Below are 17332 nucleotides of genomic sequence, written 5' to 3'. Positions count from 1 at the left end.
GACCAAAAAAAACACCTAATAAATTAGGTGTTTTTTATTCTATAGACAATTTAAAAACTTATACGTTAAATCTAAAGTTCATAATATCTCCATCTTCCACCACATATTCTTTTCCTTCTACACCTAATTTTCCGGCTTCTTTAATTTTTGCTTCAGAACCAAAAGTAATATAATCGTTATACTTAATTACTTCTGCTCTAATAAAACCTTTTTCAAAATCGGTATGAATTACTCCGGCTGCTTGTGGTGCCGTATCTCCAATATTGATTGTCCAAGCTCTTACCTCCTTTACTCCTACTGTAAAATAGGTTTGTAAATTCAATAATTTATAAGCACTACGAATCAATTTTGCAGAACCTGCTTCCGTCAAACCTATATCTTCTAAGAAAACCTGACGTTCTTCATAATCATCTAATTCATTGATATCAGCTTCAATGCCTACTGCTAAAATTACAATTTCGGCACCTTCATCTTTTACAGATTCTTTTACCTTCTCTACATATGCATTCCCTGAAACCGCAGCACTTTCATCTACATTACAAACATACATTACTGGTTTTGCCGTAATAAATTGCATCGGTTTTACAAATTCATCTTCTTTTTCTGTAAATTCTAAAATTCTAATGGACTTCCCTTCTAAAAGAGTCGATTGAATTCTAGACAAAACATCAAATTCTGCTTGTGCTTCTTTATTTCCTGTTTTGGCATTTCGTTTTACACGCTCCAATCTCTTCTCAACAGTTTCCAAATCTTTCAGCTGCAACTCAATGTCAATTGTTTCTTTATCTCTAACAGGGTCAATAGACGCATCAACATGAATAATATTATCATCATCAAAACAACGCAATACATGAATAATGGCATCCGTTTCACGGATATTTCCTAAGAACTGATTTCCCAATCCTTCTCCTTTACTTGCTCCTCTTACCAAACCAGCAATATCCACAATTTCTACCGTTGCAGGCACCACTCTTTCAGGGTTTACCATGCTTTCTAATTTGGCAACTCTTGCATCGGGTACATTTACAACCCCAATATTAGGCTCAATAGTACAAAATGGAAAGTTCGCACTTTGTGCTTTTGCATTAGACAAACAATTAAATAAAGTTGATTTTCCTACATTAGGCAATCCTACAATTCCAGCTTTCATGGTGATATATATTCAAAATTCGAGTGCAAATATAGTGTTTATTTAAAAACGAAATGAGCAATAATTTGTGTTTTCATATAGCAATATTCAATTAAGAGCAACAAAAAACCCCTTTAGAAAACTAAAGGGGTTTTGTAGTATACATGCTGAAGAAATTATTCTCCGTGCATAAAGGCTTTCTTTCCTAAAAGCTCTTCTTCTGTTTCAACAACATCTTCATCAGGAACACAACAGTCTACAGGACATACAGCCGCACATTGAGGCTCATCATGGAAACCTTTACACTCTGTACATTTATCTGGAACGATGAAATATACTTCATCATCTACTGCTTCTTGATCGTCATCAGCGTTTGCTTTTTTACCATTTGGTAGTACAATATCACCTGATAACTCAGTACCATCTGAATAACGCCAGTCTTCTGCACCTTCATAAATTGCATTGTTTGGACATTCTGGTTCACAAGCCCCACAGTTAATACATTCGTCTGTTATTATAATTGCCATTTTTGTGTCTTCTTAAAAATTATAAGCTACAAAAATAGCAAAAGTTTATCAAACCATTCAAGCTTTTTAAATCAAAAAAAATATTTTAAGTATTTTTATTTTCCACATCCTATTTAGCCTTCTATCTAACTCTTATTAAATAGACTGCTTCTTTATTTATTCAACAACAAACAAAACATGAATTGCGGAATTATTAACCATATGCTCTATATAAAGACACATTCCATACAAAGTATAACTTATTCATTTCCTAATTTTGAGAACCATATGATTCAACATCTAAGAGCAAAATGTTAAATACAGTTCTTATAGAAATAAGTGAGCCTAAAAATCAGTAAATTCAAGGTCTAAAAAATTCTAAACGAAAGCCAATGTCACAAATTACCAGAAGATCATTTATAAAAAGTACTACCGCCCTTTCTATAGGGACTTTATTTATTCCTAATTTATTAAGAAGCTCTCCTAACAGTCGCTTAAAATTTGCCGTTATTGGTGTTGGAGGCCGTGGAGGAAGTTGTTGGAATCAAGTACCAAAAGAAGATATTGTTGCCATGTGTGATGTAGATGATCGCATGACGGCTAAAGGAGATAAAGCTTGTCCGGATGCAAAAAAATACAAGGACTTTAGAATAATGTTTGATGAAATGGCAAAAGATATTGATGCCGTGATCATCGCAACTCCGGACCATACACATTTTCCTGCCGCTATGGCCGCCATGGAATTAGGGAAACATGTATTTGTAGAAAAGCCTTTGGCGCATAATATTTGGCAATTACGAACTTTAAAAAAGGCCGCAGCATATTATGGTGTCATTTCACAAATGGGAAATCAAGGACACACCACTGATGGTATTCGCTCTATAAAAGAATATTATGATGCGGGTATTTTAGGAGAAGTAAAAGAAGTGATTGCTTGGCAGCCTAAAGTAAACGTTGCCAAGAGCAGGTATTTTGCCAATGGTAAAAATGCTGATTTAAGTGCTCAACAAATACCTGCGGAACTTAATTGGGATGCTTGGTTAGGTCCGATAGCAGACAGGCCCTATAATGAATTGTATGTTCCAAGAAAATGGAGATCGTTTTATGACATGGGGCATGGGCAACTTGGAGATTGGTTTTGCCACACCTTAGACGCTCCCTTTTGGAGTTTAGATTTAGGAATTCCTCATACCATTACTGGAGAACGAAAGGATGCTGCAGCTGACCATAGTTATATGCCTTCAGAATCAAAAGTTACTTGGGAATTTGCCGAACGCAAAGGCAAAGCGCCCGTAAAAATGGAATGGATTGAAGGATACGAAACACCTGAGGTACGACCAGAATGGGGTATAAATAAATTACCTAAAAAAGGAATGATAATGATTGGAGATAAACAAACGCTAATTACTGGAGGCCGTCCTGATACCTTTAAATTAATAATGCCCGACGAAGAATGGAATGAGTTTCAAAAAAATGCTCCTGAAAAAACAATTCCAAGAGTGCAGGAAAATAAACCTGTTTTAGAATGGATAGATGCTATTAAAAACCATCGTTTGCCCGGGTCAAACTTTAACTATGCCACAAAATTCAATGAAATGGGGGAATTGGGTGTATTGGCACAACGTTTTGGAGGAACTATTAACTATGATGCCCATAAAATGAAAGCCGTTGGTAGACCAGAATTGGACATTTACATCAAAGAACCTGCAAGAAAAGGTTGGTCTTACGGAGAAGGTTTATTAGACAAATAACTCAAAGTAGATTTTCATTTAATGATTCAAACTAAAAAAAATTACTTCCTTGCATTTTTTATAATTGCAATTCAAATGAGCTTCGGACAAAATAGTAAAAACAACGCTATTTTGTCTGAATATTATCATTCGAAAGACAGTATTTTAAATGCATACGAAATTCAGTATCACAAAAACACTGAAGCAAAAGACACCATAAAAGCTATCAGAACCCTTTTGAATATTGCCCTAGTTCACAGTCATAACCTTGAATACAACAAAGCATACGACTACAATTGGAAAGCCTTATTGTTAGCCGAAAAAACAAAAAACAAAACATCTATCGCTAAAGTTTATGAAAGTTTAGGTTGGCTCTATAGTTATTTCAAAAGAGATCAAGCTGCTCTAAAATACTTTAATAAATCGATAAGACTAAATAAAGTAGTATTTCAGAAGAAACCTACTAAAAACATTCCGCTGCGAAATAATTATTTTTCGCTTACCAATTTTTACCGTGTTAGAAAAGATTATGTTTTCGCTAAAAAATATTTAGACAGTGCTTACCAAATAAACAAAGCAGGCATAAATATTGGAAGAACCTTTTACCTAGATGTTGAGAACGGCTTTATAGAAGCAATGCAAGGAGATTTACAAAAAGGCTTGGCCATCCTTCAAGAAACAGAAGCATTTTTCAAAGAAAGCAACCCGAGTTATTTTATCATATTAGAAGCTCTCTATGGAGATATTTATAAGTCTAAAAACAATTTTACAAAAAGTGTTTTACATTATAAAAACTCATTGGCACTTGTTTACAAATATAGAAAACACTTAGATTACAAAATTCATGTACACGAATCTTTGGCGGCAGTTTTTTTTCAACAGAAAAAATTAACACTGGCCTATAAACATCTATCCATTGCCAAAGAATACAACGACAAAACCTTTGGTAGTAGAAGTAAAAACAACAGGCAATTATTAAATATTAAGGACAAATACCGAATTAAAAAAGAAGAACAGGAAGCACTGGTCAAACAACAACATATTAAAGAACTAGAACATGAAGATAAAGTTTGGTTTTTACAAACGCTTTTATTGAGTATAAGCCTAATTTCCTTAATTGGTTTTGGATTGGTCTTTTTCAAACATTTAAAAAACAAGCACAAAATTGAAAAAAAGATACTCCGAGAAAAACAAATGCTGCAAATTCAACAAAAAAATGAAGTCCTTGAACTAAAAAACAAAGAACTGACTGAATCGGCATTGAGGATCATAGAAAAAGATGAAATGATTTCCAATCTTAAAAAACTTATTTCTTCATCCAAAGAAAACATCGATGCTTCAGATTTTAAAAAAATGGTGGCTACTATTGAAGGAAACCCAGAAAATAATTGGAAAGAATTTGAAGCACGATTCACCTCTATTCATAAAAGTTTTTACAAACGAATAAAAAACAAACATCCAAAAATAACCGTAGCCGATCAAAAAATATGTGCATTAATTAAACTTAATTTTTCAAGCAAACATATGGCGCAATTATTAAATATTTCTGTTGAAAGTGTGCACTCTTCTCGATACCGAATTCGAAAAAAAATGAACCTTGAGCGTAGTGATAACCTTGAAGAATACATTCATTCTTTTTAGCAAAACATTTCCTACTGTTGAATTCTCAAAACCAAATACTAAAGCAAATGGTTTTTATTTTATCCCGTTTGTCTTTTTTATACATGTTACTGCTGTTTATCTAGTTTTTGTCTAGTACCATTGCTATAGAATTCTATAATATTTTTCAATATTTGTTTCGATTAAATTTTAAACGTTACAATTATATGAGTATTCAGAAATTAATATCAAGTATTTTTATCCTGCTTTGTTTTATAACAAATGCACAAAAAGAAAAAGAACAAAAGATAAGTTTTCCTTTTAAAATGCCTCATGAAAAACCAAACATTCCATTGAGCCATTCTATGGAACGAAATTATGATGCCTACCTAGGAATTCAACCAAAATACAACGAGTTGTATTCTCAGTTTAAATATACGCCTTTAAAGGGTTTGGATTATAGCAATCACGACGGAACCATTACTAGAAGAGATCCTTCTAAAGTAATTTTTGAAAATGGTAAGTATTATGTTTGGTATACGCACCGCCAAACTCCTACTCCACCAAAAGGGGCTAAATTATCTAGTGAAATCATTCCATCAAGCGATTGGGATTTATGTGATATTTGGTATGCCACAAGTAAAGATGGTTTTACTTGGGAAGAACAAGGCGTAGCCGTTCCTAGACCGCCAAAACCACAAGTTGGATGGCGATCTGTAGCCACCACTGATATTTTAAAATGGAAAGGAAAATATTATTTGTACTACCAAGGTTTTATGGAAGCTAGTGGAAAACGCGGTGACGATTGTCCGGTAGCTGTTTCCTATTCTGATTCACCTGATGGTCCTTGGACACCTTACAACAAAGTTGTTATTCCCAATGGTCCTGAAGGACAATGGGATCAATTTTCTATTCACGATCCTTACCCATTGGTTTACAAAGGAAAAATATATTTGTATTACAAATCAGACTTTGGAGAAAAAGGAAACCTAATTCGTATGCAAGGTTTGGCTACTGCTGACAATCCTTTGGGGCCTTTTACAAAAAATCCTACCAATCCAATAATTACTTCAGGTCATGAAACAACCTTGTTTCCTTTTAAAGGAGGAATTGCAGCCTTGGTTATTCGTGATGGAAATGAACACAACACCATCCAGTATGCTGAAAACGGAATCGATTTTAACATCGCAGCCATTTCTAGTTTGCTTCCAAATGCAGGCGGCCCTTTTATTCCTGATGCTTTTACAGATACCAAAGATGGTAGAGGAATTACTTGGGGAATTTCTCATTTTACCAATGTGACCAAATGGAGTGAAAATCATTCAATACTTACACGTTTTGATTGCGATTTGAGTCAGGATATTGATGACCAAAGCATGAAAAAATCACATAATTATTACAAACCTGAATTTTATTTTAAACACGGGTTAAACGGCAACCAACGTAAAAGAATAGCAGAAGAAAACAAGAAACTTCAAACTAAGTAAACCTTTATACAAAATTGCTATGTTTAAAAAAGTTATTAGTTTCCTTTTATTTATAAGCTTCGTTTCGACTAGCTATGCTTCAAAAAACAGTAGCTATAGTTCTAAAAAAATACACCTTAAAAAATGGGAAGTTGTCCATATAGAATTTAAAAGTACAGCCACTAAAAATCCGTTTGAGGTAAAATTTGAAGCCATTTTTTTACAACCGAATGGTAAAGAATTAATTGTCCCTGGTTTTTACAACGGCAACAATACATATGTCATTCGTTTTTCAGGAAATCAAACTGGTGATTGGAGTTATACAACTAATTCTGATATTAAAAGATTGCACAATAAAAAAGGGCATCTGCATATTTCTTCTGAAGCCTTCAATAACTGTCATGGTGGAATTATTATTGACAAAGAAAATCCGCAGTATGTAAGTTATGAAGACGAGCATCCTTATTTTATGACGGCCTATGAATTTGATTGGTTTTTTGCATTGGATTATGGCAAAAAAGAACAAACAGAAACCGTTCAAATTTTAGATAAAATAGCCGAAAACGGATTCAATCAAATGGTGATGAATGTGTATGCTTATGACATTCGATGGAAAAAGGACCCTAAAATAATTCCTGCACATGAATATGGAAAACCAAACTTTTTTCCTTTTTTAGGCTCTAATACAGATCCTGATTTTAGTTCCTTAAATGTAGATTTCTTCAAAAATTTAGATAAAAAAATTGAACTTTTACATGAAAAAAATATTGTCTCACATTTAATGATTTATGTTTGGAACAAAGAAGTCAACTGGCCTGCCATGAATTCTTTGGAAGACAATCGTTATTTTGACTACATTATAAAAAGGTACCAAGCTTATCCTAATATTATATGGGATGTGTCAAAAGAAGCCTTGGCTTATGGTAGGTGCGATGAGCCTTATTTAAAAGAAAGAATTTCAAGAGTTCGAAAATTAGATGCTTATAAAAGATTGTTAACGGTACATGATTTTAAATTCTGCAGAAAAAACAGTGAGTTGGTCGATTTTATTTCCATTCAAAATTGGAATACTGAATTGTACCATGTTATGACCAAATGCCGAGCTGATTTTCCGAACAAACCTATTTTTAATATTGAACATGGAGGCTATGAAAAAAGTCCTTATGAGGTTTTTATAGGAAGTTATGACGACCCTAAAACCTGTTTGAGAAGAAATTATGTTTGTGCCTTTGCAGGCACTTATTCTACCTATTATTGGCAAGCAAATTCATGGAGTGTTATTATTACAGACATTGATGCTTTGCCCAAAGAGCAGCAGCCGAAATTGAACTACTACAATCATTTTATCAATTTCTTTCAAAAACACGAATTCAAAAAATTTAAACCCTCAAACGCAAGTGTTAGTTGGAATTTAACCGATGGAAATGGAAAATATATTATGTTTCATCCTTCAGAAAACAATAGTGTCAGAATTCATGTTCCGAAACCGGCGAACGGTCATTTAAACCTAACTTGGTTCAACCCACACACAGGAAATTATTCAAAAACAGCACCCTTAAAATGGGCGAGTTATTTATGGGCTTACCCTCCAAAACTAGGACAAGATTGGATTTTACTTGCCGAATAATTACCGATACTAAATAGACAATTATGAAAAAATATTTTTTACTAGCACTCTTATTCATAGGTTTTTCAACTTCCTTATTGGCCGATCCTCCTGTTCCTCCTGTTGGAAAACGCTGGGTAATTAACGAAACTTTTTCTGACGAATTTAATGGAACAAAACTAGACGACACCAAATGGTACGATTACCATCCAAAGTGGATTGGTAGAGCACCTGGAATATTTCTTCCTTCACAAGTTTCTGTGAGTGATGGATACATGAAAATTAAAGGTGAAAAATTAAAAAAAGACACCCTAGTGAAAGCCTACGGAAGAGAAATTACTTTTACTATTGCTGGAGGTGCGGTAATTTCCAAAAGCAATGATGCCTTTTATGGCTATTACGAATGTAAATTTAAAGCTGCCAAAACAACCATGTCAACTACGTTTTGGCTTTCAACAGACCAATCCTCAAAAGGGCCAAATGGTTGCGACACCTATGGTTTAGAATTAGACATTCAAGAATGTATTGGCCGAGAAGGAGATTTTAATGGAAAATATTTTGCCAAAGGAATGAATTCAAATTCCCACTTTTGGTACAACAGCTGCGATAAGGAAAGACAAGATTTACGCGCTCCACAATCTAAAATAGAAACAAAAACTTTGCCTTCCGAAGATTTTTACACCTACGGTGGCTGGTGGCATGATGCCAGCAAAGTAAGTTATTATTTAGATGATCGGATTGTAAAAACAGTCGACTTCTATTCGGACATAAAAAAGAAACCTTTTGACAACCCGATGCACGTAAACATGGTTTCTGAAACCTATCCTTTTCCTTGGATTTCTTTGCCAACCGACGAAGAATTAGCAGATCCTGCAAAGAATACTTGTTATTATGACTGGGTAAGAGCCTATAATTTAGTAGATGTAGATAAAAAAACGAAAGCAAGTACTTATAGTCATCAACAGCTATTTAACGAGAATATTTATTTTACAGAAAAACCAAAAAAACTTTCTGCTAAAGAAAAATTGGAATTGGAATTTGTATATCAAGCCAATCAAGACCGACAGTTATTGGTAAAAGTTTTCGATAAAAAGAAAAAAGCTGTGCTCAGTTCTACTCAAAAAATATTGTCAGGTTTTGGAAGAAAAATAATTCATTTAAACATCGACAAAAAACTAAAAAACAAAAAGGACTATACCATCCGAATATTTGTAAAAGAACTTAACGGGAAAAAAACCTTTTCAACAGACGAATTTAATTTCAGTTATACAAACAACTAATTACTATGCGCATCCCTATTAAAAAAATCTTACTAGCCACTCTTTTACTGAACATTTTTTTTATATGTAAGGCTCAAACTGTAGATTTCTCGTTTCAAAACCCAAATCTTTCCATTGAAGAAAGAGCTGAGATTTTAGTCTCACAAATGACCACGGAAGAGAAAATGAAACAATTGCTAAGCTCGGCGCCTGGAATAGACAGACTGGAAGTGCCTAGTTATGATTGGTGGAATGAAGCCTTGCATGGCATTTCTAGAAATGGAAAAGCAACTATTTTTCCTCAAGGAATTGCCATTGGTGCTTCCTTTGATCCTGTACTTGCCAAAAAATTGGCTTCGGCAATTTCAACAGAAGCTAGAGCCAAATATGTAATTTCTCAAAGCATGGGCAACCGAGGTAAATATGCAGGCTTGACTTTTTGGACACCCAACGTAAATATTTTTAGAGATCCTAGGTGGGGGCGCGGACAAGAAACGTACGGAGAAGATCCTTATTTAATGTCTAAAATTGGAGTTGCTTTTGTTAATGGCTTGCAAGGTGAAAATTCAAAATACATGAAATCAACTGCTTGTGCCAAACATTTTGCTGTCCATTCAGGACCAGAAGAATTACGTCATCACTTTAATGCAGAGCCAACAAAACAAGATTTAGAAGAAACCTATTTCCCTGCCTTTGAAGCTTTGGTAAAAGAAGCCAAAGTTGAAGGGGTCATGAGTGCCTATAATGCCGTGTATGGAAAAGCAGCGTCAGGAAGTGCGTTTTTACTGAAAGAAACTTTAAGAGATCGATGGAATTTTGACGGCTATGTTGTTTCCGACTGTGGTGCCATTGGTGATATTTACAAAGGACACAAAACGGCGAAAACAAAAGAAGAAGCCGCCGCCATTGCACTAATAACAGGCGTCAATTTAAATTGCGGCCATAGTTATCGTTTGTTGCACAAAGCCTTGCAACAAGGGTTGATATCAGAAGAATTAATTCATGAAAGAACCAAGCAGTTATTTAAAACCCGTTTTCGTTTAGGAATATTAGACAAAAAAGGAGCTCCAAATCCGTATGCTCATTTAGGTCCAGATAAAATTCATTGTGAGGAACATATTGCTTTGGCTAGAGAAGCAGCACAAAAATCGATTGTATTATTGAAAAATAAAAACAATGTATTGCCATTGTCAAAAAATATCAGAGTACCCTATGTTACCGGACCTTTTGCAAATTCTGCCGATGTACTTATGGGAAATTATTATGGTGTGAGTCCAAATTTAGTAACTGTATTGGAAGGAATTGCTGATGCCGTTTCTTTAGGAACATCTTTAAACTATAGAAGTGGAGCTTTGCCTTTTCAAAAAAACTTAAACCCTTTAAATTATGCTCCTGTAGTTGTTGGACAGTCAGATGCTACTATTTGTGTAGTCGGAATTTCTGCGGATATGGAAGGAGAAGAAGTGGATGCCATTGCTTCGCCTAGCAAAGGAGACCGCGTAAATTTACGTTTACCAAAAAATCAAGTAGACTATGTAAAAACAATGATTGAAAAGAAAAAAGACCGTCCCCTTATTTTGGTAATAGCCAGTGGTAGTGCTGTTTCTTTAGAAGGAATTGAAGAAGGTTGTGATGCTATTTTACAAATGTGGTATCCAGGTGAACAAGGAGGAAATGCAGTCGCCGATGTTTTATTTGGAAATATTTCTCCCTCAGGACATTTGCCGATTACTTTCCCTAAGAATGTAGCTCAGTTACCTGCATTTGAAGATTATTCAATGAAAGGAAGAACCTATAAATACATGACGAAAGAACCAATGTTTCCCTTTGGTTTTGGCTTGACATATTCTTCTACAAAATTTGACAACTTGGTTTTATCTTCAACAAAAATTAGAAAAAATAAAGAGTTGACAATTAGCGTTGATGTTGCTAATACAGGGAATTTTGATATGGATGAAGTTGTACAATTGTATGTGAGTCCTTTAAAAAACACAGAAAATTTACCATTGACTAGCTTAAAAGGATTTCAAAGAATTTCTTTAAAAAAAGGAGAGAAGAAAAATATTGTGTTCAACTTAAGTCCTGAGGATTTAAAAGTAATCAATAAAAAAGGTGAAAAAGTTTGGCTAAAAGGAACGTATGAAATTCTTATTGGCAACTCCTCTCCTAGTCCATTGAGCCAAAAATTAGGAGCTGCGATACCTTTAAAAAACACCATTACCTTGCGTTAAATTTTAGCAATGTCATTTTATTTTAAAGCGAAAAAACTCTTTTGCGTAATAATTTAAAGCACGTCATAATTAGTTTCCATTCTGTAGCAACCATTATTGCAGTTATTTGTAACTTTGCCCTATTAAATTCGATTCGGAAATGTCTGAAAACACTGAAGTAAAAGAAAGAGTTGCAAAACCGAAATGGCTTAGAGTTAAGTTACCGGTTGGAAAAAAATATACAGAACTAAGAGGATTAGTAGACAAATACAAATTAAATACAATTTGTACGAGTGGTAGTTGTCCGAATATGGGAGAATGCTGGGGAGAAGGAACGGCGACCTTTATGATCTTAGGAAATACATGTACCCGTTCTTGTGGTTTTTGTGGTGTAAAAACAGGAAAGCCAGATACGGTAGAATGGGACGAACCAGAAAAGGTAGCCCGCTCCATCAAATTGATGAGTATCAAACATGCCGTGGTTACTTCTGTTGACAGAGACGACTTAAAAGATGGAGGTTCTATTATTTGGGTAGAAACAGTAAAAGCCATAAGAAGAGCCAATCCTACAACGACCTTAGAAACATTGATTCCAGATTTTCAAGGAATTGAAAAAAACATTGATCGTTTGATAGCCGTTGCTCCTGAAGTAATTTCTCATAATTTAGAAACGGTAAGAAGACTAACTCGTGAAGTTAGAATTCAGGCTAAATACGATCGTAGTTTAGAGGTTTTAAAATACCTTAAAGACAACGGTCAAAAAAGAACTAAATCTGGTATTATGTTAGGTTTAGGAGAAACTGAAGAAGAGGTTATTGAAACCTTACACGATTTAGCAAAAGCAAAAGTTGATATTGTTACTATAGGTCAGTATTTACAACCAAGTAAAAAACATTTGCCAGTAAAAGAATTTATTACGCCAGAGCAATTTGAAAAATATAAAAAAATAGGATTGGATTTAGGATTTAGGCATGTAGAAAGTGGCGCCTTGGTAAGATCTTCTTATAAAGCACAAAAACATTTAGAATAACAAACTTTGGCACGATACTTGTGTTTATGTTTTATGAAGGGGGTGGTTTCCTTTCATTTCATAAAATTAAGTTTGGTTAATAAAAAAAAGCTCCTTCTCAGGAGCTTTTTTTATACAATATGCTCAAATAAATTTCAATATATTTGTTTCAATTAAACACTTTTGCATTACTTTGATTTCAAAAAAAACACTTTTCTTCTTCATTTTATTTGTACTTCTGCAAAAATTTAGTGCTTTTGCCCAAGGTAATTTCTCTAAAGAAATAGGAATTATTAGTGACAATGATTTGTATGTAACCACTTTCCGAGATCGCTATTATACCAACGGTACCTTTCTTTATTTTAAATATTTAGGAAAATCTACCCAGCGAAAAAGAATCCATGAGTTTCAAATTGGGCAAAGAATGTATACCCCTAACCAAGTCTATGAAAGCGAAACAGGTTTAAGAGACCGACAATATGCGGGTTATTCTTTTTTAAAATACAGTGGGCTTTCATTCTTAAAAAATAAAGCCGCCCTAAAAATGAGTATTGAAATTGGTGCCATGGGGCCAAATTCATTAGCTAAGGAATTTCAAAATGTAATTCATGATTTGTATGGTTTTCAACGATCTGAAGGTTGGGCCGATCAAATAGCCAATCGTTTTGGTTTTGGAATAGAAGCAAATTATACCCAGCCTTTATTGATAAAAAAAAGGTTCGACCTACATTTTACGGGACAAGTCATTGCCGGAACTATTTTTACAAATTCAAGCATTGAGCTAACAAATAGGTTTAATTTATTTAACAAAGCCTTAGACCCGCTCAACAATTCTGTAGCCTTTGGCAGCCATTTAACAAGAAATTCCAAAAACAGTTCCTACCGTAATGAACTTTTTCTTTTTTTCAGCCCATCATTAAATTATGCATTTTACGATGCTACCATTCAAGCCAAATCGGCTAACCCATATTATACTGACACCTATAATTTGGTTCCATTTACCTATACCTTACAAATTGGAATTCAATATGCCATCAAACGATTTTCTATAGAGTATTCTATTCTTAAATACTCAAAAAAAGTCAAGGAAATGCATGATAAAACCAATACCTATGGCAGCATCAAATTAGCTTATCGATTCAATTAGTCTTCTTGGAAAGCTTCTTTTTGAAAACCAATTAAATACAATTTCTTTTTTGCTCTGGTAACTGCGGTATACAGCCAACGTAAATAATCTACATTTTGTCCTTCTGGTAAATAAGGCTGTTCTATAAAAACCGTATTCCACTGTCCACCCTGCGATTTATGACAGGTCATGGCATAACTAAATTTTACTTGTAGCGCATTGAAATACTTGTTGTTTTTTATCTCCAACAATTTTTTATATTTCGATTTTATATGTTCAAAATCTTTGGCTACCTCTTGGTACAATTTATTAGATTCGTCATAAGACAAGGACGGGCTTTCTGCAGTTAAGGTATCCAATATCAAAACCGTTTCTAAAGGTGGTTGCGAAGGATAATCAATCATTCTCATTTTAACTTCTGCAAAACGAAAATCGTACAAATCTTTGATGCTAAAAATTTCTAGTACTTCAAAAGTATCTCCATTGGCAATAAAACTAACTTCCGAAGAATCTTTCATCCAATAGTAGTTATTTTTTACTACCATCACATGATCTCCGACAGAAATATCATTTTCCTGATCGCGAATACGCGTTCTAATTTGTTGGTTGTACTGATTTGCTCTTTTGTTGGAACGCACAATAATAGCGGTATCCTCTACACCGTCTTCATCATAGGCCGTTGTTATGGCATCTTGAATATCATAACCGTCTACCAATCTCGTAATATCAGGAAAATTTAAATCGAATTTAAAATCACCAAATCCATCAGCGCCTAATATCAATCTTAATTCTGTGGCATTGGTTAAAATTCCAGAGTTCTTATGCTGACGCATCACTTCATCCAATTCAACCAAAGAAACCTCCTTATTATAATCGTAATACAACTTATCTTCATCCAAGGCCGGACTGATATCTAACTTTACAGGAGGTAGCTGTGCTGTATCACCAATTAAAATAAGTTTACAATTTTTACCAGAGTATACGTATTCCATCAAATCATCTAACAAAGAACCATTGTCAAATAATTTAGAATTACTTGGCGCATCAGGCACCATAGAAGCTTCATCCACAATAAAAAACGTATTGGTATGCTTGTTTATTTGCCGAACAAATTCTACACCACCATTTCCTGTTTTTTTAGGATGGTAAATTTTTTTATGAATGGTAAAGGCTTTCTTTTTAGCATACAAAGAGATTACTTTTGCTGCCCTACCTGTTGGGGCTAACAAGACTTCTTTTTTCCCAATTTTCCATAAATTATTAACTACGGTACTAATAATTGTCGTTTTTCCAGTTCCGGCATATCCTTTTAATAGAAATATGGCCGACTTTTCTGTGTCAAAAACAAAATCAGATAATTTTAATAACAGTACATTTTGAGTCTCCGTAGGCTCAAAGGGAAAGGATTTTACAAGTTCTTTGTAAAAATTAGAGGAAGTTTTGATCATATAGCGAAATAAAGTGCAAAGATAGGAATTGATTTAGCCTTAAAAATTTTTACCATTGAAAAAAAATTGTAGATTTGTCTAATTCAAAATTAAAACTTAGACAAAATGATAATTACATTACTTGCAGGTATTATTGGAACAGTGTTACTGGCTTTTCTAATTATAAAATTTGTGCCTTTAAAACTTAGATGGTTAGTCTCTTTATTACTGCTATCATTAGCCGGATATTTAGGATATTCTATTTACGACAGTATTATGGGACCTATCCGATTTAATATTGAGAAAAAAGCTAGATATGCAAAAGTAATTGAGCATTTGAAAATGATCCGTGATGCTGAAGATGCTCACAAAACAATTACTGGGTACTACCAAAAAAATGGTGAGCGATTGATTAAGTTTTTAGATACTGCACAATTTGCCATTATCAATACTCGTAATGAAGTAGTTGAAGTAAATAAAGGAACAAAATGGCAACCAATTATGGTTGAAGTAGAGCAAAAAGTTATTGATACTACTGGATACGAATCTGTAAAAGAAACTTTATTTAAAGGAAGAGATTATACAAAAATGTTAGCTGTTCCTGGAACGTCTGTTAATTTTGAAATCAATACAGGTTTTATACAAAAAGTTGCAGGATTACAAGTTCCTGTATTTGAAGCCAAAGTTGACAAAGCTATTTTATTAAAAGGAATGGATCCTTCTTTAGTAAAACAAGAAAGAGAAGCTATTGGTGGAGATGAAGTAAAAGGAGCTTTCTTAGCCGTTGGATCTTTAGAAGAAGTAAATTCTAATGGAAACTGGCCGCCTTTCTATGACAAAGCCAAATAACAAAACACATAGTAAATCATTAGAAAAAAATGATTTAAAAGAAACTTATCTATCCATCCAAATTAGTTTGGATGGATTTTCTTTTTGTATCTATGATCGTACTTCCTCAAAATACATTGCCTTTGAAGCCTATTCATTAGAGCATTTGGAAATTCAAAATCCAGAAAGCCTATTAGCACCTTTGCAAGCAATTTTTGAAGAAAATGTATTGCTACAGCAAAATAATTTTAAAAAAGTAAGCGTTCATTACAACAATGAGCTCAGTACAATTGTACCTCAAAAATACTTTTCAGAAGACAAACTAGACAGCTACCTAACACATACAATTAAGGTTTTAGCGACCGATTTTATTGCTTTTGATGAAATTGATGCTTTGCAAGCCAATGCGGTTTATATACCTTATGTGAATATCAATAATTATTTATTTTCACTTTTCGGAAGTTTTGAATACAAGCATAGCTCTTCGGTATTGCTAGAAACGCTTTCAAACAAATTCAAGGCTACACAGGCTAAAAAAATGTGTGTCAATGTAAGTTCATCTAGCTTTCAAATTGTTGTATTAGAAGAAGGAAAATTGCTTTTTTTTAACGCGTTTCACTACCAAACCGCTGAAGATTTTATCTATTATATTTTATTTGTTTGTGAACAGTTACAATTGGATACAAATAGTATAGATACCCTTTTATTTGGAGACATAGAAAAAGAATCTGAACTTTTCCGAATCGCGTATCAATACATCCGAAATATCAATTTCTACCAAGAGATTAATGAAAAAACCTCGGAACTAGAAATAACGAGCAAACATGCTCATTACACTTTACTAAATCAATTTTAATGAGAATTATCTCTGGAAAACACAAAGGAAGAAGATTAACGGCTCCTAAAAACCTACCGGTTAGACCGACAACCGATATGTCTAAAGAATCGTTGTTTAATATTCTAAACAATCTCTATTATATTGAAGACCTAACGGTTTTAGACCTGTTTACAGGTACGGGAAATATTAGTTTTGAATTTGCCTCAAGAGGTGCTGAAGGTATTACTGCTGTAGACCAACATTTTGGCTGTATTAAATTCATCAATCAAATAAATAAAGAATTGGATTTTTCAATAAACACCATCAAAAGTGATGTGTATAAATTTATTGATAAAACGGCTATTTCTGCAGATATTGTATTTGCCGATCCTCCTTATAATTTTACAGATGAGCAGTTTCTTAAAATTGCCACCACTATTTTTGAGAAAAATATCTTAAAAGAAGATGGGCTATTAATTATTGAACACTCTAAACAAACTAAACTAAACGAGCATCCTAACTTTAGTTACGACAAACGTTATGGAGGAAACGTATTTAGTTTTTTTGAAGCTCAAACAAAAGATTAAATTACAACAAAAAAAGAGACTGTTTTACAAACG

Annotated in this window: 14 protein-coding genes; 11 read left to right on the top strand and 3 right to left on the bottom strand. The window is 33.7% G+C overall.

The genetic code is table 11. From position 1 onward, the window contains the following. Positions 1-58 precede the first annotated feature (58 nt). Both ychF and FGM02_RS12980 read right to left on the bottom strand, forming a co-directional pair. On the bottom strand, positions 59-1150 hold the full coding sequence (gene ychF, locus FGM02_RS12985) for a redox-regulated ATPase YchF (RefSeq protein WP_139958811.1): 1092 nt from the start codon (positions 1148-1150) through the stop codon (positions 59-61). A gap of 155 nt (positions 1151-1305) precedes the next feature. Next, positions 1306-1656, bottom strand: coding sequence for a 4Fe-4S dicluster domain-containing protein (locus FGM02_RS12980; protein WP_139958810.1), 351 nt, complete (start codon positions 1654-1656; stop codon positions 1306-1308). A 371-nt stretch (positions 1657-2027) separates the two neighbouring features. Here FGM02_RS12980 and FGM02_RS12975 point away from each other — a divergent pair, with 371 nt between their 5' ends. From FGM02_RS12975 to FGM02_RS12940, 8 genes are all read left to right on the top strand, one after another. Beyond that, the gene (locus FGM02_RS12975; RefSeq protein ID WP_139958809.1) at positions 2028-3386 is read left to right on the top strand and encodes a Gfo/Idh/MocA family protein; all 1359 of its coding nucleotides are present in this window, start codon (positions 2028-2030) and stop codon (positions 3384-3386) included. A gap of 75 nt (positions 3387-3461) precedes the next feature. Further along, positions 3462-5006 carry a tetratricopeptide repeat protein gene (locus FGM02_RS12970; protein ID WP_166461183.1) on the top strand — a complete coding sequence of 515 codons (1545 nt, stop codon included), beginning with the start codon at positions 3462-3464 and terminating at the stop codon, positions 5004-5006. A gap of 185 nt (positions 5007-5191) precedes the next feature. Continuing rightward, on the top strand, positions 5192-6451 hold the full coding sequence (locus FGM02_RS12965; protein ID WP_139958807.1) for a glycoside hydrolase family 117 protein: 1260 nt from the start codon (positions 5192-5194) through the stop codon (positions 6449-6451). Between the two features lie 19 nt (positions 6452-6470). Then, positions 6471-8057, top strand: coding sequence for a DUF5060 domain-containing protein (locus FGM02_RS12960; protein WP_139958806.1), 1587 nt, complete (start codon positions 6471-6473; stop codon positions 8055-8057). 23 nt (positions 8058-8080) lie between these two features. Beyond that, on the top strand, positions 8081-9316 hold the full coding sequence (locus FGM02_RS12955; RefSeq protein WP_139958805.1) for a family 16 glycosylhydrolase: 1236 nt from the start codon (positions 8081-8083) through the stop codon (positions 9314-9316). A gap of 5 nt (positions 9317-9321) precedes the next feature. After that, positions 9322-11526, top strand: coding sequence for a glycoside hydrolase family 3 C-terminal domain-containing protein (locus FGM02_RS12950; RefSeq protein WP_139958804.1), 2205 nt, complete (start codon positions 9322-9324; stop codon positions 11524-11526). 139 nt (positions 11527-11665) lie between these two features. Next, positions 11666-12535 (top strand): lipoyl synthase, encoded by an 870-nt coding sequence (gene lipA, locus FGM02_RS12945; protein ID WP_139958803.1) that lies wholly within the window; start codon positions 11666-11668, stop codon positions 12533-12535. A gap of 172 nt (positions 12536-12707) precedes the next feature. Beyond that, positions 12708-13661 carry a lipid A deacylase LpxR family protein gene (locus FGM02_RS12940; RefSeq protein ID WP_166461182.1) on the top strand — a complete coding sequence of 318 codons (954 nt, stop codon included), beginning with the start codon at positions 12708-12710 and terminating at the stop codon, positions 13659-13661. Here the strand turns inward: FGM02_RS12940 and FGM02_RS12935 are convergent. After that, the gene (locus FGM02_RS12935) at positions 13658-15088 is read right to left on the bottom strand and encodes an ATP-dependent DNA helicase (protein WP_139958801.1); all 1431 of its coding nucleotides are present in this window, start codon (positions 15086-15088) and stop codon (positions 13658-13660) included. The genes FGM02_RS12940 and FGM02_RS12935 overlap by 4 nt on opposite strands. Positions 15089-15193: 105 nt before the next feature. Between FGM02_RS12935 and FGM02_RS12930 the strand changes: the two genes are divergently transcribed. Genes FGM02_RS12930 through FGM02_RS12920 form a run of 3 tightly spaced genes read left to right on the top strand, consistent with a single transcriptional unit; the run spans position 15194 to position 17299 of the window. Next, entirely contained in the window at positions 15194-15916 is a 723-nt protein-coding gene (locus FGM02_RS12930) for a hypothetical protein (protein WP_139958800.1), read from the top strand. Beyond that, positions 15879-16751: a DUF3822 family protein gene (locus tag FGM02_RS12925; RefSeq protein WP_139958799.1), complete on the top strand. Its 873-nt coding sequence runs from the start codon at positions 15879-15881 to the stop codon at positions 16749-16751. The genes FGM02_RS12930 and FGM02_RS12925 overlap by 38 nt, the downstream gene beginning before the upstream one ends. Further along, on the top strand, positions 16751-17299 hold the full coding sequence (locus tag FGM02_RS12920) for an RsmD family RNA methyltransferase (RefSeq protein ID WP_139958798.1): 549 nt from the start codon (positions 16751-16753) through the stop codon (positions 17297-17299). The genes FGM02_RS12925 and FGM02_RS12920 overlap by 1 nt, the downstream gene beginning before the upstream one ends. Positions 17300-17332: the final 33 nt, after the last annotated feature.

The sequence above is a fragment of the Flavicella sediminum genome (assembly GCF_006381105.1).
Lineage (GTDB): Bacteria > Bacteroidota > Bacteroidia > Flavobacteriales > Flavobacteriaceae > Flavicella > Flavicella sediminum.
The sequence above is the reverse complement of the archived record's forward strand: the minus strand, read 5'-3'. Positions and strand labels throughout refer to the sequence as shown.